Consider the following 20,686-nt stretch of genomic DNA (forward strand, 5'->3'; position numbering starts at 1 on the left):
TTCGCGTGGGTGACGGGACGTTCCCCGCTCGTGCGCCGCCCGCTCTCCGCGAAGTACCCATACGGCGTCAGCATTTCCCTCGAACGGTGCCTCTCCCGGCGGGATGCGTTTCGTGCGAGGGCCGACGGAAACAGAGTTCAGGCACCCGAGGAGGACCAGATGACGACAGACCCCGTGACGACCCCCGCCCCCGTGGCCGAGGAGGTCGGCCGGATGTACGACCGCATGACCCTGCTCGCCGCCGACCTCGTCGGGGGCGACGGCTTCAACGCCCACCTCGGGTACTGGGACACCCCGGACAGCGCGCTCACCTACGACGAGGCCACCGACCGGCTCACCGACGTCATGACCGACCGCCTGCGCATCGGCGCCGGATCCCGGCTGTTGGACGTCGGCTGCGGGGTGGGCGCCCCGGCGGTACGGATCGCGCGCCGGACCGGTGCGGAGATCGTCGGCATCTCCGTCAGCGGCGAACAGGTCGCCCGCGCCCGGCAGTTGGCCGCCCAGCTCCCGGGGCAGGTCGCCTTCGAACAGGCGGACGCCATGCAACTGCCGTACGAAGACGACTCGTTCGACGCGGCCTTCGCCCTCGAATCCATGCCGCACATGCCCGACCGGCCGCACGTCCTACGGGAGGTGAGGCGCGTCCTGCGTCCCGGCGGGCGGGTCGTCCTCACCGACTTCTTCCGCCGTCCCGCACCCTCGGACGGCGCCCGCGCCCTGCACGAGACGATGGGCTCGACCAGCGCGCGACTCGACGACTATCCGGCCCTTCTGCGGTCGGCGGGACTGGAGTTCGTGGAGATGCTGGACATCACCGACGAGACCGTTCCCCGGTCGTTCACCGAACTCGCCGAACGCGCACGGGCGTTGGACATCCCGCCCGACGACACCGAAGCCCGCTGCTACTTCGACCCGCAGGCCGTGATCGACCCCGCCCTGCTCGGTTACCTCCTGGTCGTCGCCCGACGCCCCCTCGCATGACCACCGTGACCCAACTCCCCTTCGAACAAGGGGACCCGCTACGGATGGCGGCCCGGCTGCGCGAACTCCAGGACCAGGGAACGGTGCACCGGGTCCGTACGGCGATGGGCGACCCGGCCTGGCTGGTCACCGGCCACGAGCACGTCCGGAACCTGCTGGACGACGACCGGCTCGGCCGCACTCACCCCACCCCCGAGACCGCCGCGCGCACGGACGAGACCCTCTTCAACGGCCTGCTCGGCGACTTCGCCACCGAGGCCGCCGACCACGCCCGCATCCGCTCCCTGCTGCGCCCGCACTTCTCCCCCCGGATCATGCGGGACCTCACACCCCGCGTCGAGACCTTGACCGCGCGCCTGCTGGACGACCTCGCCGAGCACGGCCCCCCGGTCGACCTGCACGCCACACTCGCCGTCCCGCTGCCGATCCTCGTCATCTGCGAACTCCTCGGCGTCCCCTACGAGGACCGCGACCGCTTCCGCGCCTGGACCGACGCCGCCGCCACCCTCGGCGACCCGGCGAGCTGCGAGCGGGGGATGCTCGAACTCTTCGGGTACGGCCGCGAGTTGGTCGCCCGCAAGCGTGCCGAACCCGGCGACGACGTGATCTCCCGGCTGGTCGCGACCGAGGGCGTCCCGGACGACGAGATCGCCGGGCTGTCGATGGCCCTGCTGTTCGCCGGGCACGAGACGACCGTCGTCCATATCGGCCTGGGCGTCCTGCTGTTGCTGACGAACCCGGAGCAGTGGCGGGCGCTGGTGGACGACCCCTCGCTGATCCCCGGCGCGGTCGAGGAACTGCTCCGCGCCTCGGTGAAGGGGACGGGCGGCGGCATTCCCCGGTACGCGCGCGAGGACCTGGACATCGACGGCACGGCCGTCCGCGCCGGTGACCTCGTCCTGCTCGCCAACAGCTCGGCCAACCATGACCCTTGCGTCTTTCCGGACCCGCACCGGCTCGACATCACGCGCCGGGCGGCGGGGCACGTCACGTTCGGTCACGGGGGCCGGTACTGCCAGGGGGCGCCGGTGGCGCGGATCGAACTCGGGGTGGTGCTGGGGCAGTTGGCGAGACGGTTCCCGACGCTGGAACTGGCCGTGGAACCCGATGAGTTGACGATGCGCCAGAACACCTTGACCGGCGGGCTGGCCGAGCTGCCGGTGCGGTGGTGACGGGCGTGGCGCTTCTCCTCGGACGCCGGCATCTGAAGCTGTTCCGGCACGGCGCGGGGGCGACACCTGCCACCTTCGACGAAGTGGCCCCCCTGCCCCACCCCGACGGCTGGTTCTGCCTCGCCCTCAGCCACGAGATCCGCCCCGGCGCCCTCCTCACCCGCCGCCTCGCGGACGCGGACGTCGTCCTCGCCCGAGGCGCGAGCGGCGTCCTGCGCGCCCTGCACCCCCACTGCCCCCACCTCGGCGCGCACCTCGGCGTCCTGGGCGAGGTCTCCGGCGACGAGATCACCTGCGGATTCCACCGGTTCACGTTCAGCCTCGACGGCCCCTGCCTGCGCACCTCGTACAAACACCCCGCGCCCCGCGCCACGCTCGGTACGCTGCACGTGCGCGAGAGTGGCGGCCTCGTCCTCGTGTGGCACGGCCAGGAACCCCCGTCCTGGGAACCCCCGGCGATCCCGGCCGACGGCTGGCAGCGCCCGCGCGGGACGATGTACGAGGTCGCGAGCCACCCGCAGCAGATGACCGAGAACGTCATCGACTTCGGCCACCTGGAACAGCTACACGGCGCGACCCTCGCGAGGACACCGGACGTGGCGTTCGACGGCCCCAGCTGCACGGGCGGATTCCAGGTCGTCAGCACACTCCCGCGCATCGGACGGGTCGAGACGGAGTACACGTTCGCCGTCCACGGCCTCGGCCTGACCGTCATCGAATGTGCCCTGCCCTTCGGCGCCGCCCGCACCAGGTTCTTCGCCCTGCCCACCCCGGTCGGCCCCTGGCGGACCCAGTTCCGGTTCGCGGCGACGGCGACGACCGGCTCGTACGGCCCGCTGGGCACCCTGGGCGCGCGCCTCCTGCGGGAGGTCTTCTACGCCGTCCACGCCACCGGCAGCCTCCCGGACCTGCCGGTGTGGCAGTACCAGGCGTACCGGCGCACGCCGCGCCTGGCCGCCGGGGACGGGCCGATCGGCAAGTACCGGAAGTGGGCCGAGCAGTTCTACCCCGCCGAGCAGTAGGAGTACCCATGCCGTTCACGACATGCATCAGCGTCCGGGACACCGCCGCCAGCATCGCCTTCTACGAGTCCCTCGGATTCCAGGTGGACTCCACGATCGCGCGCCCCGGCGACGACGTCCATCTCCTGCTGCACCAGGGCGAGTTCTGCGGCCTGCTCTACAGCAACGCCGACCTCAAGGAGTGGCTGCCCCCGCTCGCCGATACGCCCATCGGCCTCGCCGGGATGCTCTATCTGACCGTCGACGACTTCGACGCCTTCCACGACCGCGTCGCCCGCAAGGCCGAGATCCTCAAAGGCCCGTTGACGGACGACGTGGGCCAACGCGTCTTCTACTTCCGGGACATCGACGGGTACGTCATCGGCATCCACGACAACACGGCTTTCCAGGCGAGCGAGTTGGCCGGGAACCTCACAGCAGGCAGGCCATCAGACTCCGCGTCTCCACATTGACGTAATACCCCATCCGCATCAGCCGGTTGAGCAACCCCAACGTCATCCAACGGTAGTTGGGCGGCGCCTCGACCGTCAGATCGTCGGGGACCCGGACGACGAGGTGCCGTGTGTCGGCGTTCTGGAAACGCCCGCCGTCCTCGGACTGCACGCTGTCGAGGACCGTCCACGACGGATCGCGGTCCAACAACTCGGCCAGCGGCGGCAGATCGGCCAGCCCCCGGTACGTGCCCGGCGTCAGCTGGACCGTCGGGGCCAGCTCCACCCGGTCCGTGGCACCCGGCTGGGCCATCGCCTGGACCAGGAACTGGAGTGTCCCGTCGCGGAGTTGGCAGACGAACGCGGCGACGTTGCCGGGGTTGGGCCGCAGCATCGGCTGAGTCCAGGAGGTCACCTCGCGGCTGGTCGCCCCGACGGACAGGCCGACGATCTGGAAGTAACGGCCCTCCTCGTGCCGGACGCTGTGCCCGTCGCAGATCCAGCCCGGCATGTCACGCAGGCTGATGCGCCGCACGTCCAGATCGAACCGCGCCTTCTGGTCGATGAGCCAGGTCATCGCCGCCGCGACGTCACCGTCCGAGGTCTGCCGCTGATGCGACCGGACGACGTCCGTGTCCGGTGGTCCGGCGTAAGTGATGGTGGAGAGCACGGTCCGCGCGTTCATGTTCACCCGGTCGCCCAGCGCGAGCATCCGCCGCAACTGCCCCAGCGTCAGCCAGGTGAACTCCTCCCCGACCGGCACCTCTTCGTGCTCAGGGATCTCCACGATCATGTTGCGGTTCCTCTTGTAGAGGTACCAGGAGGAATGCTCGGACAGGAGTTGGTCGAAGACGACCGGGCGCGAGCCGGGGCGCAGGAAGTAGTCCAGGTACGGCGTCGACCTCCCGCCGTGCACCCGCTCGTAGTTGCTGGGCGTCGCCTGCACGGTCGCGGAGTACTGGACCAGCGCCGTGTTGCCGGGCTCCATCTTGGCCTGCATCAGGAAGTGGTGGACGCCGTCGATGCGCTTGACCAGGATGCCGAGGATCCCGATGTCGGGCTGCACGATGACCGGCTGGCACCACCGGGGCGTCGTACCGAAGGTCGTGCGCACGGACAGCCCCTCGACCGTGAAGAACCGGCCCGAGACATGGCCGAGTTGATGCCCGAGGCGCCAGTTCGTGAGGGAGTCCAGCGGAACCTGCTCCACCCGGAACGCGGACGCGGCGGCGCGTTCGCGCAGGAAGGCTTCCGGGTCCGGCGTCAGCGGGCTCTCGGCCGTACGCACCGAGGACAGGAAGTCCCGGGCGCCGCTGATCAGAACCGACATGCCAACTCCCGTGCCATCAGGGCGAATCCGGCGGCCGGGGGCAGCGGGTCGAAGTCGACGAGGGAGCGCAGCAGCGACGCGTCCACGATCAGATCACCGGTGTCGGTCCCGGAACTCGGTCCCGTCTCGACGGGGATGTGCCGCTCCGTCGCGGCGGACACCAGGTCGACCACCTCGGCGACCGAACACCCCACGCCGGAGCCGATGTTGACGGTCCCCGGCAACTCCCCGCGCAGGGCGAGCAGTTCGAGGACGGCCAGGACGAGGTCGTCCACGTGCAGGAAGTCCCGGCGCTGTTCACCGGTCCCGTGCAGCACGAACGCCTTCCCGGTCAGCGCGCAGCGGAACGCCGCCGACACCACGCCCTGCCCCCGCGACTCCGGCAGCAGCCGGCCGTACACGTTGGAACAGCGCAGCGCGGTCGCCGGCAGGCCGTGCACCCGGCGGTAGAAGTCGAGGTACTCCTCGGCCGCCAGCCGCGACATGCCGTACGGGGAGACGGGGCGCGCGGGATGGGACTCGGTGCGCGGCCCGGGGCCCGGCGCGTAGACGCCGCCCGCCGAGGAGAGGAACACGACGTGGGTGGCGGGGCTGAGGGTGCGGACCGTCTCGCAGACGGTGACGATCAGCGACAGGGTCTCCACCACATCGGCCTCCGGCTCGTCCGCCGAGGGGACCGGGAAGCGGCCCCCGGCGGCGATGACGACCGAGTCGACACCGCGGGCGAGGACGGCCGGCAACTCCTCGGCCCCGTCGCCCCGCACGAACCGCAGCGGGTCCCGCCCGCGCAGCGCGTACGGATCGGAACGCCCGATCACGGTGACGTCCCACCCCCGGTCCACGGCCCCGAAGGCGAGCGCGCTCCCCAGGAATCCGGCGCCTACGACGGCGACCCGCGTGAGTGAAGTCATGGTCATCCGGTCCTCTCCTCGACCCACCCATCCGTTGTCCGTTCGGAGCACAGGGACCCCGCGGGAGCGCACGGGTTAACCCAAGTGCCGTAGCCGGGAACCCGATGTGAACTCGATCGGCCTATACGGATGTACGACCGGACCCGGCCCCGGGAAAGGCTGGCGGCACCCCCGCACCCCCTTGGAGCCCCGCATGCGCGTAGTCCTGGCGGTCCTGCCCGTGAAAGCGCACCTCAACGCGGTGATCCCGCTCGCCTGGGCCCTGCGCGCCGCCGGACACGAGGTCGTGGTCACCGGCGACTGGGGCCCGGAGCGCGAGGCGGCCCGGCACATCGAGGAGGCGGGACTCACCGCCGTACCGCTCGGCGGCGAGGGCGACATCTCGCCCGTACGCCCCGGAGCCCACAACGAGTCCGGGTTCCTGGCCCTGGACCCCGACTCCGACGACCCCCGGGAGTGGGACCGCTTCCACGAAGCGCTGCGGTTCCTGTGCACGGAGGTGTACGCGCCGGACGTCCCCCTCGGCGAACGCCATGGCCTGCTGCGGAAACTCGTCGCGTTCACCGGCGCCTGGCGGCCCGACCTCGTCCTGTGGGACATGCTCATGTTCCCCGCGCCGGTCGCCGCCCGCCTCTGCGGCGCCGCCCACGGCCGGCTGCTCTGGGGCACGGACACCGTCGCCCTGCTCCGCGACCGCCTCCTCGAAACGGACCCGGAGACCGACGCGGACCCGGCGACCGACCCCGGCGCCGACTGGCTCGGCCGGCTGCTCGCCCCGTACGGCCTGGAGTTCACCGCCGCGACCCTGCTCGGGGACTGGTCCGTCGACCTGAACCGCCCCCACCCCTACCCCGCGCACGGCACGACCGTCCCCGTCCGCCGCATCCCCTACGGCGGACCCGCCGAACTCACCCCCTGGCTCCACGAACCCCCGGCCCGCCCCCGGGTCGTCCTCACCCTCGGCATGACCCGGCAGGAGATCCGCTGCCACGAGACCGCGTTCCCGCTCGGCGACTTCCTGCGCGCTTCTTCAGATCTCGACATCGACCTCCTCGTCACTCTGACGACCGACCAGCTCTCCGACCTCGCCCCGTACCCCGCCAACGTCCGGCCCGTCGGATACGTTCCCTTCGACCACCTTCTTCCGTCCTGCTCCGCGATCGTCCACCAGGGCGGGCGCGGCACCTTCGCCACGGCCGCCGCCTGCCGGGTTCCGCAGATCGTCGTACCGCAGCCCCTGTGGGACGAGGCGGCCACCGCGCGCCAGGTCACCGCGTACGGCGCCGGACTCGCGCTCGACCTGGCCGGGCTCGACGGGGAGGCCCTGCGCAAGGCGCTCGTGCGCGTCCTCGAAGAACCCGGCTTCCAGGAAGGGGCCGAGCTGCTGTACGACGATCTGACCGCCGACCCGCCGCCGACGGCCTGCGTGCCCCGCCTGGAGGAGCTGACCGCGCTCCACCGCGCCTCATGACCGGCGCCCACTACCTCGTCTGCCCGGCCGGGATCCCCAACTACGGCGACGAAGTCATCGCGGCGACCTGGCTGCGCCACCTCGCCGGGACGGCCCCCGCGACCGACGTCGTCGTCGACTGCCTCTACCCCGAGACCGCCGCCGCCCACCTCGACGGCATCCACCCGCGCGCCCGCTTCACGAACACGCTGTGGAACCTGTGCCTGAGCCTGTGGCCCGAGGACGATCCGGCCGTCGTCTGCGCGTGGGTGACGGACGCGGTCCGGGACCCGGGCCTCGCGGATCTGTACGGGGCCCAGGTGATCCACCTCGCGGGCGGCGGCTACCTCAACGCGATCTGGCCGTACTTCGCCGGGCTCCCGGCGGGCATCGTGACCGTCGCGGAGGCGAGTGGGGCGCGGACGGCGGCGACCGGGCAGGGGCTGTGGCCTCCGGCCGACGACAGCGGGCTGACCCGGTCCTTCCTCGACCGCTTCGACGTCGTCGACGTACGGGACGCGGCGTCCGCCGAGTTCGCGGGACTCGCACCCCAAGATGCCTACTGCGACGACGTGTTCCTCGGAATGGGGCCCCAACTCCTGCGTACGGAAGGGGAGATGCCGGAGGTCATGGTGAGCGTCCAGTCGCTGCTGGCCGACAACTCGCCCGAGGACACGGCCCGTTACGTCGCCGAGGTGCTGCGTTCGTGGGATGCCACGGACGTCGGGCTGCTGGAGTGCTCGCCGGAGAAGGACCGGGACGTGCTCGACGCCGTCGAGAAAGAGGTGCCCGGGGTGCGCCGTTACGGTCTCGACGACGTCCTCGCGAACGGGCTGCCCGCACGGGCCGGTCAGCGGTGGCTCGGGACGCGGTTCCATCCGCACCTGGTGGCGGCTGCCGCGGGTGCGTACGGAGTGGGGCTGGTCGTGGGAGACGGGTACTACGGGACCAAGCATCAGTCGTTGATCGACGCCGGGTCCGGGTGGGGGCTGGTGCGCGTGCCCGAGATCCCTCCGCCGCCCGACTCCGGTGGTTTCAGCGGGGATCGGCTGGCGGAACTGCGCGCCGCCAAGCTGGCCGTCGCCGAGCGCGTGTACGGACGGAGCTGACGATGGACCTCCTGCTCATCGGCCTCTCCTCGTTCGCCCGGCGCAGGGTGCTGCCCGCCGCCGCGAGCCTGCCGGGCATCACCGCCGTCGACATCGCGAGCCGCCATGCGACGCCGGACGACGTGGCCGGGTTGCCCAAGTCGCGGGCGCTGTACGGGGATTGGCGCAAGGCCCTTGCGGAGTGCCCGCCGGGGCTGGCGTACGTGTCGCTCGTCAACGCCGAGCACGCCGCCGCCGTACGGGAAGCGCTGGAGCGGGGCTGGCACGTCGTCGTCGACAAGCCCGCGCTCTACGACCCTTACGGCGTCGCGGAGTTGGTGGAGCTGGCGCGGCGGTCGTCGCTCGTGCTGGCCGAGGCGACCTGTTACGCGTTCCACCCGATGTTCTCCGTCGTCCGGGAGTTCGCGGTGGACGCGACCAAGGCGGTGGCCGTCTTCACGCCGCCGGTGCCGGCGGGGGACTTCCGGCACGATGCCGTACGCGGTGGCGGGGCGCTGCTCGACACCGGGCCCTATCTCGCGTCTCTGGGGCGGGTGTTGTGGGGGCTGGAGCCGGAGGAGCTGAGCGTCGTGACGGAGGACGGGGCCATGTCGTCGTACAGCGTGCTCGGGCAGTATCCGGGCGGGCGGACCGTCGTCGGGCACTTCGGGTTCACCACCGTCTACCAGAACACGCTCCAACTGCTCAGCGCGCGGGCGGCAGTTGACGTCGAGCGGCCCTTCTCGATGCCGCCGGGGCTGGAGACGGCGGTCTCGGTGCGGGACGGTGACGGGGAGCGGGTGCTGCGGGTGCCGCCCGCCGACAGTATGGCGTTGTTCCTGGACGCCGTACTGGGCGCCGTCCGTACGGCGTCCAGGGAGTTCGACGCTGCCGTGCTGAGCGACGCGCGTGCGCTCGGGCGGCTCGTGCGCGCCGCAGTCAGGGCTTAGGGCCGGTAGTTGGGCGGGAAGAGCTGATAGCCCGGGTCGGCGCTGGTGGGCCAGTCGCAGTATCGGCCGTGCGCGTTGAAGTTCAGGCCCGACGGGCAGGATTGGAGCACGGCCACCCCCGCTCTGCACTCGACGTAGAGCTCCACGACTCCGGGGTAGGAGTAGAGGCCGTCCGGGGCGCCGTAGCAGTAGTCGCTCGGCAGCGCGGACGACGGCGAGGCGGTTCCCAGCACGAACGCGAGGGCGCCGGCGGTCGCGGCGACTGTGGCACAGAGGGCACGGATCTTCATGCCGGGACAACGAACCGCCCGCACCGGGCGACACGTCGTTTGCGGCTGTGCGAATCCTGTGTCTGGTCCTGTCGATCGACAGGCAATGAAATTCCCCGCACAGGTTGAAAAGCGTCCCTCGTAATTAAAGTGCGGTCCTCCAGACGATGAGAATTCTCTTGGAGGGGGCTGATTCGGGAGGGTCGGCGCGGCGCGTAACGAACACTGCTGTGCATGGCTACGACAGTCCCCGCGCCGACCGCGCCCTCATGGCGTGCACCCTGGCGCTCCCCCTCCGACCAGCCCTCCTACGCGCGACCGGCGCTGCTGGGCCTCCTCGTGCTCGCCGCCGTGCTCTACACGTGGGGAATCGACCACAGTTCGTACCACGCGTTCTACGCCGATGCCGCGCGCAGCATGTCGGAGAACTGGAAAGCGTTCTTCTACGGCTCTTTCGACCCCGGGAATTCGATCACGCTCGACAAACTCCCCGGATTCCTCTGGCCACAGGCGCTGTCCGCACGTGTCTTCGGATTCCATCCGTGGGCGCTGGTCCTTCCGCAGGTGATCGAGGGCATGGCGAGCGTGCTCGTGCTGCACCGGCTCGTGTCCCGCTGGGCGGGCGCGAACGCGGCACTCGTCGCCTGCACGGCCTTCCTGCTGACGCCGGTCTCGGTCGGGTTGTTCCGTACGGCTGTCGAGGACCCGGCGTTCACGCTGTGCGTGCTGCTCGCGGCTGAGGCGACGCAGCGGGCCGCGCGGGACGGGCGGATGCGGACGCTGGTCGTCGCGGGGGTGTGGGTCGGGGTCGGGTTCCAGAGCAAGATGCTGGAGGCGTGGGCGGTGCTGCCCGCGCTGGCCGTCGTGTATCTGGTGTCGGCGCCGATTCCCTTGCGGCGCAGGGTGGTTCACCTTGGGGTGTCCGGTGTGGTGATGGCCGCTGTGTCGGTGTCGTGGATGGTGGCGGTGACGTTGGTGCCGGCGAAGGATCGGCCCTATGTGGACGGGACGACGGACAACTCCGCGTTCAGCATGGTGGTCGGGTACAACTTCCTGAACCGGTTCTCCTCGTTGGGGGTCAGTGCGGCTTCTACGGGGAGTGTGAGCGGGACTCAGGGGGGTGGGCATCGGGAGGGGGGTGCTCAGCGGGGCGGTGAGGGGATGGCGTCTGCGGGTGCGCGTGCAGATGCCGGTGCTTTCGGTGGTGGCGCTCAGGGGAGGGGGCCGGGTCAGGGTCAGGGCCCGGGTCAGGGGCAGGACGGCTGGGCGAAGATGTTCGGGACCTCGCTCGCCTCGCAGACCGGGTGGCTGTATCCGTTCGCCGCCCTGTGTGTCGTATGCGGGCTGCTGTGGAGCCGGGGACGGCCGCGTACCGACGGGCTGCGTGCAGGGTTCCTGCTCTGGGGGACCTGGCTGGCGACGTTCTTCCTGGTCTTCAGCGCGGGGAGCGTGGGGGGTCACACGTACTACATGGGGGTGATCGCGGTACCGCTGGCCGCGTTGACGGGTGGCGGGACCGTCGTGTTGTGGCGGGCGTACCGGGCCGGTGGGCGGCGGGCTTGGGCGTTGCCGGGGGCGGTGGCGGCCACGACCGTGTGGAGCACGTATCTCGCGGGGGAGTTCAGCTCGTTCCTGCCGTGGCTGGCGCCGGTCGTGGCGATGCTGGGCGCGGCGGCCGTTCTCCTGCTGGCGGTGGCGCGTCCTGGAGGGCGGCCGGGGAGGTTCGGGGGGCTGTCGGGCGGGCGATTCGGCGGGCGCCTCGCTCTCGCCGGGCTCGCCACCGCCCTCGCCGCCGTACTGATCGCGCCGGGTGCGTGGGTGGCGCAGGTGTTCAACCCCTCGTACCGCAGTACCGGTATGGGCGCGGTCGGGCCGTCCGACACGCGCGGGGCGTCGGGGACCTTCGTGTCGGCGGGCGGCCGGACGGACCGGCTGCGGTGGGGTGGCGGCACGGGCGGGCGCACGCGCGGAGACGGACGTACGGGTGGGCGTACGGGTGGGCGTACAGGCGGACTTATGGAGGACGCCGTACCTGCCGGAGGCTTCGGCTTCGGCTCGAACGGTGGACTCACCGCCTCCCAGCGGGAGTTGCTCGCCTACACGACCGCCCACCAGGGCTCCGCGTCGTACACCTTCGCCACCACGAACTGGAGCACCGCGTCCCCGTACATCCTCGCCACCGGCGCCCACGTGCTGCCGGTCGGCGGGTTCAGCGGCCGGGTGCCGTTCCCGACCGAGGCGGGGTTCCGGCGGCTCGTGGGGGCGGGTGAGCTGCGGTACGTCCTGGTGGGCGGCGGTCGAGGCTTCGGCGGGGCCGGGTCCGGTACGACGACCGCCACCCGGATCACGGCGTGGGTACAGTCTGCCTGCACCCTCGTACCGGCCTCCGCCTACGGGGGCACGGACACCGGCGAGACGCTGTACCGCTGCGGCAACTGAGTTCGGGCCAGGGCGAGTTCAGGTGACCGGTATCCCGCCGTCGCCCATCCCCTCGTCCAGGTCCACGCCGAACGCGTTGTACACCATGGCCTGCATGACGTACGCGCCGACGACGAACACCAGCTCCAGTTGACGAGGGTGGGGTCGCCGCGTCGTACGCCCGCCGTACCGCACGGCCGGGGGTACCTACCGGGACGACGTGTGACGTGCCGCTTATCGCAGGGAGCGCGCCTCCGTCAGGAACGTGTCCAGGACCCCGTCCGCGACCCGTACCGGGCCCTGTGGGCGGGTCTCGCCGGGGATCGTCTGGATGGCGCCCGCGCGAGTGGCGAGGCTGGATGCCTCGGTGAACAGGCGTTGAGCTTCGGGCTCGTTGGCGGAGAGGCGGGCCGTCAGGGCGTCCAGGGTGCGTTCGAAGGCCGGGCCCCAGAGGCGGAGGGCGTTCAGCCAAGGGGTGCAGTCGGCGACAAAACCCGGGTCTGTCACGCCTGTTGTGATGCGGTCCGGGGTGGCGGTGAGGAGTTGGGCGTACGGGCGGAGGGCGCGTAGGGCGGAGTCCTTGGCGCCGGATGCCCAGGCTGTGCGTAACTCGCTGAGTTTCGCCGCCAGTTGGGGGGCTTGGGGTTGCCAGGGCGACGCACCGAACGTTGGCGCCAGGTGCTCGACGTCGAAGAACGCCAAGAGGGCCTCTACGGTGGAGGGGTTGCCGTTCGAGAGGTACGCGGCGGCTGCCCGCCATGCCCGCTGGGCGTCGTAACTCGTGTCGTTCCAGGCGAAGTCGGCGCCCCCGAAGAGAGCCACCTTGCTGGCCGCCGCCTGGTTCATGGGGTTGAGGACCAGGCCCGACAGCTGGGCGTGCAGGCCCGGTTCGCGTGCGGAGTACGGGGCCAGGAGGAGACGGCCCTCGGCCTGGCCGTAGTCGTTGACGGGGTAGTTGTCCCACAGGAACACCTTGCGGCCCCACACCGCCGCCGCGCGCGACGCGTCCTGGACGGTGATGCGGGGCGGGACGGTGTCGGTGCCCGTCCACATCACCTCGACGCGGGTGTCCAGTTGCTCGCGGATCGTCTTCTTGTAGGGGGTGTCCGTGACGTCGCCGTACTCGGTCGGGACCATCTGGAGCGGCTGGGTTCCGGGGCGGGCGGCGAGGAACTGCCCTTGCAGGGCGTTGAGCAGACCGACCTGCGCCCGTGCCGCCGACTGCTGCGAGGGCGCGCCGTACGCGGTCTGGTCGGCCGTGCAGTTCCAGCGCGTGTAGCTGATGTCGTCGAGCGGGACGGAGAAGCTGCGCACGCCGAGGTCGTACACGGCCTGGAGTTTGGCCTCCAGGGCCGTGCGGTCGGCGGCCGAGCTGTAGCAGATGGAGACGCCGGGGGAGAGGGCGAAGGTGAAGCGGACGTGGTGGTCGGTCGCCTGGCGTACCAACTCGCCGAGCTGGGCGAGGAGTTGGGGAGGGTACGGGTCGCGCCAGCGCTCGCGGTGGTACGGGTCGTCCTTCGGGGCGTACAGGTACGTGTTCATCTTCAGCGCGCCGTAGAAGGCGAGTTGGTCGAGGCGTTCCGCGTGGGTCCACGGGCTGCCGTAGAAGCCCTCGATCGCGCCGCGCAGCGGCATGAGCGGATGGTCGACGACGGAGACGGCCGCGAGGCTTGTGCCGGAGGCGAGTTGGCGCAGGGTCTGCGCGGCGTAGTACATGCCGCTCGCGTCGGCGCCCGCGAGGATTATGGAACCGCCGCCGGGTGCTGCGCGGGAGGCGAGTGCGTAGCCCTCGGCGGGGAGGGTGGCCGGGACCTGTCCGCCGGCCGCGCGCAGGGCGTCGGCGACGCGGGTGTCCTGGATGCCGCCGATCACCACGGTGAGGTCGGCCGGGTCAACTCCCGTTGCAGGCAAGGGGGCTTCGTCGATGTCCGTGGCGCCTGCTGCGCGGAGGGTGGAGACGACGAGGTCGTGGGTGGGAAGGTCCTGCTGTCCGGCGGTGCGGATGTGGACGCGGGGTGGGACGGTCAGGAGGGTGCCGTTGGCTGTCAACTGCTGGGGCTGCGGGGTGACTTGGGGGAGTGCGACATCTGTTGGGGACGCGGCGTCGGTCGCGGACGCCGGTGGGGAAGTGGCGAACACGCAGGACACCACGAGCGCGGCGACGGTCAGCCTGAGGCCCATGCCGTTCCCTTCTACCAGGTCAGCGAGGTCGAGGCGGCACAGCTGCGGCGTCCGGTCACGGACACCGCCTCCAGTTCGAGCGTCGTCACCGAGTCACCGCCCCGGTCCAACGGTGATACGCAGTACGCGCCGTCGTACGTCCGCCCCAGCCACCGCCGCCCCTCGGAAGTGCGCCGGAAAATGTCGTACCGAGCCACCTCGGACGGCACGAAATCCCAGGTCAGATAGACACTCGCGGAGTCCCCGGCCGTCACCGCCCGCTCGACGGCGAACCCGGTCGGACACTCCGGCGCCGGATCGGGCCCCGAGTCCGCGATCCGCAACTCGCCCAGGTTCACGGCGATTCCGGAGGCGCCACCGGTCCCGGCCAGCAGTGAGACGTGTACGGCGACGACCGTACGGCCCGCCCACGCCCCGAGGTTGCCGGTCCACCGCGTCCAACTCCCGGACACCGAACCGGCGTTGATCCACACCACCTCGGCGGGAGCGTCCTCGAACACCAGCCCCAGCCGCAGCGCCGCCGTCCCGGTCGAACCCCGGTGCACCAGCGAGGCAGTCGACGCCGAGGTGAGCGGCAGCCGCGTCTTGTAGAGGCGCACGACAGCCGACGCGGACGCCCCGAGAGCGCCGGTCAGCCGCAGGGAGTTGCCGCCGTCGTACGCGACCGTGTGGTCGTAGTCCGCGCGGACCGCCGTACTCGCAGCGCCCGCGCCGTCGCGGACCCACCACTGCCAGGTCGGCAACAGGTCCTGGACACCGATGTCGAACCACGGCCGGTCGCCGACCTGCACGCCGTCCACGAAGAACCGCTCGCCCGTGCCGGTGCAGAACCTTGTGACGAACGGGAGTTGGCCGATCACCGACTTCTCGACGATGTTGTGGGCGGTGCCGTCCCAGCCCGCCGGGTCGAGCGGGCTGCCGCTGCTGGGCTGCCGGGTGCGGCCGGTGCGCGAGGGGTCCTCAGCGGGCCCGCACCACAGTTGGCGTTCACGGGCGTAGACCGGCGCCTGCTTCGCGAGGGTGGTCTTGTCGCCGTCGACCGTGTACCAGACCATCTCGGAGCCGAGGAACGCCCAACTCGTGCGCGGCTCACCGCCGTCGGGGAAGATCGCGCGCGGGTCGTAGGGCTGGGCGAAGCGGTACATGCCGATCTCGCTGCCCGCGTAGACGACTTGGAACGGGTCGAGGCCCAGGGACTGCGCGTGGGCGCGGGACGCCTGGATCTTGGCCGAACTCCACCAGTAGTTGAGGAACACGCTGCTGTTGACGGGCTGTCCGCCGGACACGATCCAGGGGGAGTTCACCGAATTGAACTCGTTCTGGTAGGAGATCCGGCCGTCGACCGTGAGGGAGTCGTACCACTGGAGGTGGAAGCCGGCCGGGGCCTTGCGGGCGAGATAGGCGAGCATCTCCATCAGGAGCTTCGCCTGGGCCGCCGTGATGGTGGCCTCCTGGTTGATGAAGTACCCGTCGAAGCCGAAGTAGCCCGCCATCGCGATGAGTTGGTCCGCGAGAGGGAACGTGCCCTGCGGGGTCTTCTCGACGATGTCCGCGAAGTTCTCCGGGCGCGGCCAGAACCAACACCCCAGGCTCAGCACGCCGTTGCGGTGCGCGGCATCCGTGTAGCCCGGGTTGGGGAGGTTCAACAGGCCGTAGGGCGGGTTGGGTTCGGTGTGGCGGCCGTCCAGCGGGAGGCCGTGCCAGGAGGCGTACAGGTCGGGGTACTGCCAGAAGCGCAGCGCGTACGCCTCGGCGACCGGGCCGTACGGGTAGCCCTCGGTCTCCCAGCTCGGCTGGACGTAGTCGTTGGCGAGGACCGCCAGCCGAGGGCGGGGGTCCAGGCCCCGGCGGGACTGGGTCGGCTCGAAGGGGGCGATGCGCGTCGCGAGGGGGACGCGGGAGCGCAGATAGCGGGCGTGACGGTCGGTGTCCGGGCTCCACGACTTGATCTGCGGGCCGGAGTAGCCGTGCATCAAAGGAGGTTCGGGGCCGAAGCCCGCCGCCGCGAGGGACTGCGCGTGTGCGGCTGTCGCGGGGAGGGCGGTGGCCAGCAGTCCGGCACCGGCAGCTTGCAGAAGACTGCGGCGCCGCAGGGCTCTGGAGAACGGGCCTGACGCGTCGACGGGCATGGAATCCCCTCTCCTCGGTAAGGCGAGAGCCGACACTAAAGCGCTAAAGTCCGTGTCGCAAGAGGGAGTTGACGACGTATCAGGCCAATGGGGCGGGGGAGTGCCCGCCGACGTCAGGTTCCCGCGCGAGGGAGCGCCGTACCGACCATCGAGGTTCGCCATGACCGCCGAAGGCCGCCGTCCCACCCTCCGTGACATCGCCCAGCGCTGCGGCATATCCGAAGCCGCCGCCTCCTTCGCCCTGAACGGCCGCCCCGGCGTCTCCGAGGCCACCCGCAGGCGCGTCCTCGATGTCGTCCAGGAACTGGACTGGACTCCGCACCCGGCCGCCCGCGCCCTCACCGGCGCCGGGTCCTCGACCGTCGGGTTCGTCGTCGCCCGCGACGCCCGGGACGTCGGCACCGAACTCTTCTTCCACCGCCTGATGACCGGCATGCAGACCGTGCTGAGCGGTCGGCATTACGGACTGTTGTTCCAGGTCGTTGCCTGCGTCGAGGAGGAGATCGCGACCTATCGCCGGTGGCGGCACGAAGGAAGAGTCGACGGCGTCGTCCTGGTCGACCTGCGGCAGGACGACCCGCGCCCGGCGGCCGTCGCCGCCCTCGGCCTGCCCGGCGTCGTCGCGGGCGGCCCCGACCCCGGCGGCCACCTCCCCCCCGTACCCGTCGACGACGCCGCCGCGATGCGCGCCGTCATGGGCCACCTGCGCGAACGCGGCCACGACCACGTCGCCTACCTGTCCGGCACCGCCGCCATGCTGCACGTGCACCGCCGCATCGAATCCTTCCAACGCACAGGCCATGAGCTGGAGTTCACCGGCCTCAGGACCCTGTCCACCGACTTCTCGGCGGCGGCCGGCGAGACCGCGACCGAGACCGCGCTCACCGGCACGCCCCGCCCCACCGCGCTGATCTACGACAACGAGGTGCTCGCCGTCGCCGGTCTGGACGTCGTCCGCCGCCACGCCCTGCGCATCCCGGACGACGTCGCGGTGGTCGTCTGGGAGGACACCCCGGTCTGCACGGCACTCAGACCCGCACTCACCGCGCTGCGCCGGGACGCGGTCGGGTTCGGCGCGGACGTGGCCCGGCGGCTGCTGAACCTGCTCGACGGTCAGCCGGCGACGGACCCGGCGGAACTGGTGCCCACGCTGGTCGCCCGCGCCAGCACAGGCATCAACTCACCTGAAGATCACGAGGATTGACGGACCATCAGTCACATGTACCCACCCTGTCCCGGCCGTTGACACCCTCAACTTAAGCGCCTTAGTGTCGGCTCTCGCCGTCCCCGGCACGACCCGCCGGGGCAGTGAACGCACGGGAACTCGCCGAACCGACCGATCGACGCGAGGGAGTTCACGATGAGACGTCTCGGCATCGCAGGAGCGATCCTGGTACTGGCAGGGTGCGGGGTGGGCGGCGGGGACGACTCCGGCGGCGGCACCGACGGACCGGTCGACGGCAAGGTCACCGGCTCGATCACCTTCCAGACCTGGAACCTCAAGGGCAACTACGCCGGCTACTTCACCGGCCTGGTCGCCGCCTTCGAGAAGGAACACCCCGGCACGAAGGTCAAGTGGATCGACCAGCCCGCCGACGGCTACTCCGAGAAACTCTCCGCCGACGCCGCGGCCGACACCCTCCCCGACGTCATGGACCTCGGCCCCGAGGCCGGCTACACCCTGGCCGGCGCCGGGAAACTCCTCGACATCGCCAAGGCCGACCCCGCAGCGAAGGCCGACTTCCTCCCCGCCGCCTGGAACGCCATGACCTGGGCGGGCATCGACGGCGGCACCTACGGCTACCCCTTCTACCTCAACACCGGCCCCTCCTTCTTCAACACCGCCCTCCTGACCAAGGCGGGCCTCGACCCGAAGAACCTGCCCAAGACCTACGACGAACTCTTCACCCAGGCCGAGAAGATGGCCGGTTCCGCGAAGGGCGCGTACTCGATGCTCGGCCGCACCCCGGTCATCGAGACCTTCGGGACGTACGGCGTCGAGCTGATGAACAAGGACGCCACCGCGTTCACCTTCAACAACGCCAAGGGCATCGAACTCCTCACCCGCTACAAGAAGTTGTACGACGCCGGCGCGCTCACCGAGGACATCCTCAACGAGAAGCAGGTCGGCGAGGTCGACAAGTTCAAGGCGGGGGAGCTGGGTTGGCTGCCCGGCAGCGCCTACAACCTCGCCGACTTCAAGAAGAACGCCCCCGACATCTACAAGAGCGTCGCCATCGGACCGATCGTCGCGAACGCCGCGCCGAACATGTACATCGAGTCCCTCGCGGTGAGTTCGAGGACCGGCAACGCCGCGACGGCCGTCGCCTTCGCCAAGTTCGCGACGAACAGGGCGAACCAACTCGCCTTCGCCCACAAGGCGGCGATCTTCCCGGCCACGCAACACACCCTGGACGACCCGTACTTCACGAAGGACGACGGTACGGACGAGGGCCGGGTCCGCGTCGAGGCGGCGGCGCAGATCGGGCGGGCCGTCGTGTACTGGCCGCCCGCCTTCTCCCAGGCCATGGTCGACGAGCTGCGCGAACAGGTCGCGCTGGCGCTCAAGGGGGACAAGTCGCCGAAGAAGGCCCTCGATGACACGGTCGCCTTCTGCAACGAGAAGCTCCGCCGGGCGTGACAGCCTCTGTCACCCGTACCCACCGCTGGTGGACCGCCCCCTGGCTCTTCCTCGCCCTCGGGCTCGCCGTCACCGCCGTCTTCGTCCTGTTCCCGTTCCTCAACACCGTCGTCCTGTCCTTCACCGACGCGACGATGGTGCGCGGCGGGAGGTTCGTCGGACTCGACAACTACCGCCGCCTGAGCGACGATCCGCGGTTCTGGACGGCGCTGCTCAACTCCAGTCTGTACGTCGTCTGCGTCGTCCCGTTCATGGTCGTGCTCCCGCTGCTGCTGGCGAGCCTCGTCAGCGGGCCCGGCCGGCTCATCGGGGTGTTCCGCAGCGCCTTCTACACGCCGGTCGTCATGTCCGCCGTCGCCGTCGGGCTGATCTGGACCAACCTTCTCGACAGCCGGGGACTCGTCAACGAGGCATTGTCGTGGCTGGAGTTGGTGTCGAAGCCGGTGCCGTTCATCGCGGACCGCTGGCTGCTGCTGATCAGCGCGATGTTCGTGACCGTGTGGACCGGGGTCGGCTACTACATGGTCATCTACCTCGCCGCCCTCGCGCACATCCCGACGGCCCTGTACGACGCCGCGTCCGTCGACGGGGCCGGACCCGTACGCCGGTTCGTGTCGGTGACCGTCCCCGGGGTGCGGTCCACGATGGCGTTGGTCGGGGTGCTGTCGTCGGTCGCCGCGTTCCGGGTGTTCAGCGAGGTGTACGTGCTGTCAGGGAACACGGGCGGTACCGGCGGCAAGGACATGACCATGACCATGCTCATCCAGCGGGAGGGTACGGGGCTCTCTGCGGACACCGGGTACGCGACGGCGATCAGCGTCGTCATGTTCGTGATCACGCTCGCGCTGCTGATCGTGCAGTTGCGCATGCAGCGGCGGGACGGGGACGCGGAGTGAGACGCGGGGTGCGGTACGCGCTGCTGGTGCTGGTCTTCGTGATCCTCGTCGGGCCGTTCCTGTGGCAAGTGTCCTTGTCCTTCAAAGGTGCTGGGGATGATCTGTACACGCGTCCGCCTCAACTCCTGCCGAGCGACCCGACGTTCGGGAACTATCAGGAGGTCGTGCGCAGGGTCCCCGTACCGGGCTACCTCCTCAACTCCACGATCGTCGCCCTGATTTCGGTCGCCGGGAACGTCGCCGGGGCGACCTGCGCGGGGTTCGCGCTCGCGCGGCTGCGGTTCCGGGGGCGGGGGCTCGCGCTGTCCGTGTTCGTCGCCGCGCTGCTCGTGCCGGGGGAGACCGTCATTGTCGCGCAGTTCCTGCTGATGCGGTCGCTCGGGCTCAACGACACGCTGCTCGGCGTGGCCCTGCCGACAGCGGTCGCCGCTCTCAACGTCCTCCTCATGCGCAACGCGTTCCTCGCGCTGCCGGTCGCGCTGGAGGAGGCGGCCGTCATCGACGGGGCGAACGTGTGGAAACGGTTCGTCCTCATCTGCGTACCGCAGGTCAAGGGGGCGATGGCGGTCGTCGCGATCTTCGCGTTCGTCGGGGCGTGGAACGACTTCCTGTGGCCGCTGATCGTCCTGTCGGACCAGGACAAGTACACGCTGACCGTCGGCCTGAACGCGCTGCGGGGCACGTTCTTCGACAACCCCCGGGTGGTGGCGGCCGGCACGATCGTCGCGGTGGCGCCGGTGCTGGTGTTCTTCTTCGGGTTGCAGCGGTTCTTCTTCCGGGGGATCGAGGAGGGCGGGGTGAAGGGGTGAGGGGG

The 20,686-nt window shown here is 70.7% G+C and carries 18 protein-coding genes; 12 read left to right on the forward strand and 6 right to left on the reverse strand.

All coding sequences use genetic code 11. The annotated features are described in order from the left end of the window. Positions 1-159 precede the first annotated feature (159 nt). From J8M50_RS42840 to J8M50_RS42855, 4 genes are read left to right on the forward strand one after another with little or no spacing between them, the layout of a single operon-like run. The gene (locus tag J8M50_RS42840) at positions 160-984 is read left to right on the forward strand and encodes a class I SAM-dependent methyltransferase (protein ID WP_010352920.1); all 825 of its coding nucleotides are present in this window, start codon (positions 160-162) and stop codon (positions 982-984) included. Then, positions 981-2,156, forward strand: a complete 1,176-nt coding sequence (locus tag J8M50_RS42845; protein WP_029183738.1) for a cytochrome P450 — start codon at positions 981-983, stop codon at positions 2,154-2,156. Before J8M50_RS42840 ends, J8M50_RS42845 begins: the two co-directional genes overlap by 4 nt. A 5-nt stretch (positions 2,157-2,161) precedes the next feature. Then, entirely contained in the window at positions 2,162-3,178 is a 1,017-nt protein-coding gene (locus J8M50_RS42850) for a Rieske 2Fe-2S domain-containing protein (RefSeq protein WP_158002790.1), read from the forward strand. 8 nt (positions 3,179-3,186) lie between these two features. Further along, entirely contained in the window at positions 3,187-3,630 is a 444-nt protein-coding gene (locus J8M50_RS42855; protein WP_010352917.1) for a VOC family protein, read from the forward strand. Here J8M50_RS42855 and J8M50_RS42860 read toward each other — a convergent pair. Together J8M50_RS42860 and J8M50_RS42865 are read right to left on the reverse strand one after the other, a co-directional pair. After that, entirely contained in the window at positions 3,590-4,939 is a 1,350-nt protein-coding gene (locus J8M50_RS42860; RefSeq protein WP_010352916.1) for an NDP-hexose 2,3-dehydratase family protein, read from the reverse strand. The two genes, J8M50_RS42855 and J8M50_RS42860, sit on opposite strands and share 41 nt — an antisense overlap. Further along, entirely contained in the window at positions 4,927-5,856 is a 930-nt protein-coding gene (locus J8M50_RS42865; protein WP_010352915.1) for an NAD-dependent epimerase/dehydratase family protein, read from the reverse strand. The genes J8M50_RS42860 and J8M50_RS42865 overlap by 13 nt, the downstream gene beginning before the upstream one ends. 187 nt (positions 5,857-6,043) lie before the next feature. On the opposite strand from J8M50_RS42865, the gene J8M50_RS42870 reads away from it, so the two are divergent. The 3 genes from J8M50_RS42870 to J8M50_RS42880 are packed head-to-tail and all read left to right on the forward strand — an operon-like array spanning position 6,044 to position 9,338. Then, positions 6,044-7,321, forward strand: coding sequence for a nucleotide disphospho-sugar-binding domain-containing protein (locus J8M50_RS42870; RefSeq protein WP_010352914.1), 1,278 nt, complete (start codon positions 6,044-6,046; stop codon positions 7,319-7,321). Then, a complete protein-coding gene (locus tag J8M50_RS42875) occupies positions 7,318-8,409 on the forward strand; it encodes a polysaccharide pyruvyl transferase family protein (RefSeq protein WP_010352913.1) in 1,092 nt (363 codons plus the stop codon). Before J8M50_RS42870 ends, J8M50_RS42875 begins: the two co-directional genes overlap by 4 nt. Before the next feature lie 2 nt (positions 8,410-8,411). After that, entirely contained in the window at positions 8,412-9,338 is a 927-nt protein-coding gene (locus J8M50_RS42880; protein WP_010352912.1) for a Gfo/Idh/MocA family protein, read from the forward strand. Here J8M50_RS42880 and J8M50_RS42885 read toward each other — a convergent pair. Further along, on the reverse strand, positions 9,335-9,628 hold the full coding sequence (locus J8M50_RS42885; RefSeq protein WP_010352911.1) for a carbohydrate-binding module family 14 protein: 294 nt from the start codon (positions 9,626-9,628) through the stop codon (positions 9,335-9,337). The two genes, J8M50_RS42880 and J8M50_RS42885, sit on opposite strands and share 4 nt — an antisense overlap. Positions 9,629-9,841: 213 nt before the next feature. Here J8M50_RS42885 and J8M50_RS42890 point away from each other — a divergent pair, with 213 nt between their 5' ends. After that, complete coding sequence (locus tag J8M50_RS42890; RefSeq protein WP_079187953.1) at positions 9,842-12,046, forward strand: ArnT family glycosyltransferase; 2,205 nt, start codon at positions 9,842-9,844, stop codon at positions 12,044-12,046. 18 nt (positions 12,047-12,064) lie between these two features. Here J8M50_RS42890 and J8M50_RS42895 read toward each other — a convergent pair whose 3' ends face one another. From J8M50_RS42895 to J8M50_RS42905, 3 genes are read right to left on the reverse strand one after another with little or no spacing between them, the layout of a single operon-like run. After that, positions 12,065-12,220, reverse strand: a complete 156-nt coding sequence (locus J8M50_RS42895; RefSeq protein WP_158002789.1) for a hypothetical protein — start codon at positions 12,218-12,220, stop codon at positions 12,065-12,067. Positions 12,221-12,259: 39 nt separating this feature from the next. Beyond that, positions 12,260-14,206: a glycoside hydrolase family 84 protein gene (locus J8M50_RS42900; RefSeq protein WP_010352909.1), complete on the reverse strand. Its 1,947-nt coding sequence runs from the start codon at positions 14,204-14,206 to the stop codon at positions 12,260-12,262. An 11-nt stretch (positions 14,207-14,217) separates the two neighbouring features. Further along, a complete protein-coding gene (locus J8M50_RS42905; RefSeq protein ID WP_010352908.1) occupies positions 14,218-16,335 on the reverse strand; it encodes an endo-beta-N-acetylglucosaminidase in 2,118 nt (705 codons plus the stop codon). A gap of 160 nt (positions 16,336-16,495) precedes the next feature. Between J8M50_RS42905 and J8M50_RS42910 the strand changes: the two genes are divergently transcribed. The 4 genes from J8M50_RS42910 to J8M50_RS42925 all read left to right on the forward strand — a co-directional run bounded on the left by J8M50_RS42910 (position 16,496) and on the right by J8M50_RS42925 (position 20,681). After that, positions 16,496-17,539 carry a LacI family DNA-binding transcriptional regulator gene (locus tag J8M50_RS42910; RefSeq protein ID WP_010352907.1) on the forward strand — a complete coding sequence of 348 codons (1,044 nt, stop codon included), beginning with the start codon at positions 16,496-16,498 and terminating at the stop codon, positions 17,537-17,539. A 156-nt stretch (positions 17,540-17,695) separates the two neighbouring features. Further along, positions 17,696-18,976 carry an ABC transporter substrate-binding protein gene (locus J8M50_RS42915; protein ID WP_010352906.1) on the forward strand — a complete coding sequence of 427 codons (1,281 nt, stop codon included), beginning with the start codon at positions 17,696-17,698 and terminating at the stop codon, positions 18,974-18,976. Further along, the gene (locus J8M50_RS42920) at positions 18,973-19,872 is read left to right on the forward strand and encodes a carbohydrate ABC transporter permease (protein WP_010352905.1); all 900 of its coding nucleotides are present in this window, start codon (positions 18,973-18,975) and stop codon (positions 19,870-19,872) included. Before J8M50_RS42915 ends, J8M50_RS42920 begins: the two co-directional genes overlap by 4 nt. Next, entirely contained in the window at positions 19,869-20,681 is an 813-nt protein-coding gene (locus J8M50_RS42925) for a carbohydrate ABC transporter permease (RefSeq protein ID WP_050987198.1), read from the forward strand. Before J8M50_RS42920 ends, J8M50_RS42925 begins: the two co-directional genes overlap by 4 nt. The last annotated feature ends 5 nt before the right edge of the window (positions 20,682-20,686 follow it).

The sequence above is a fragment of the Streptomyces acidiscabies genome (assembly GCF_020010905.1).
In the GTDB taxonomy this organism is placed as follows: Bacteria; Actinomycetota; Actinomycetes; order Streptomycetales; family Streptomycetaceae; genus Streptomyces; species Streptomyces acidiscabies.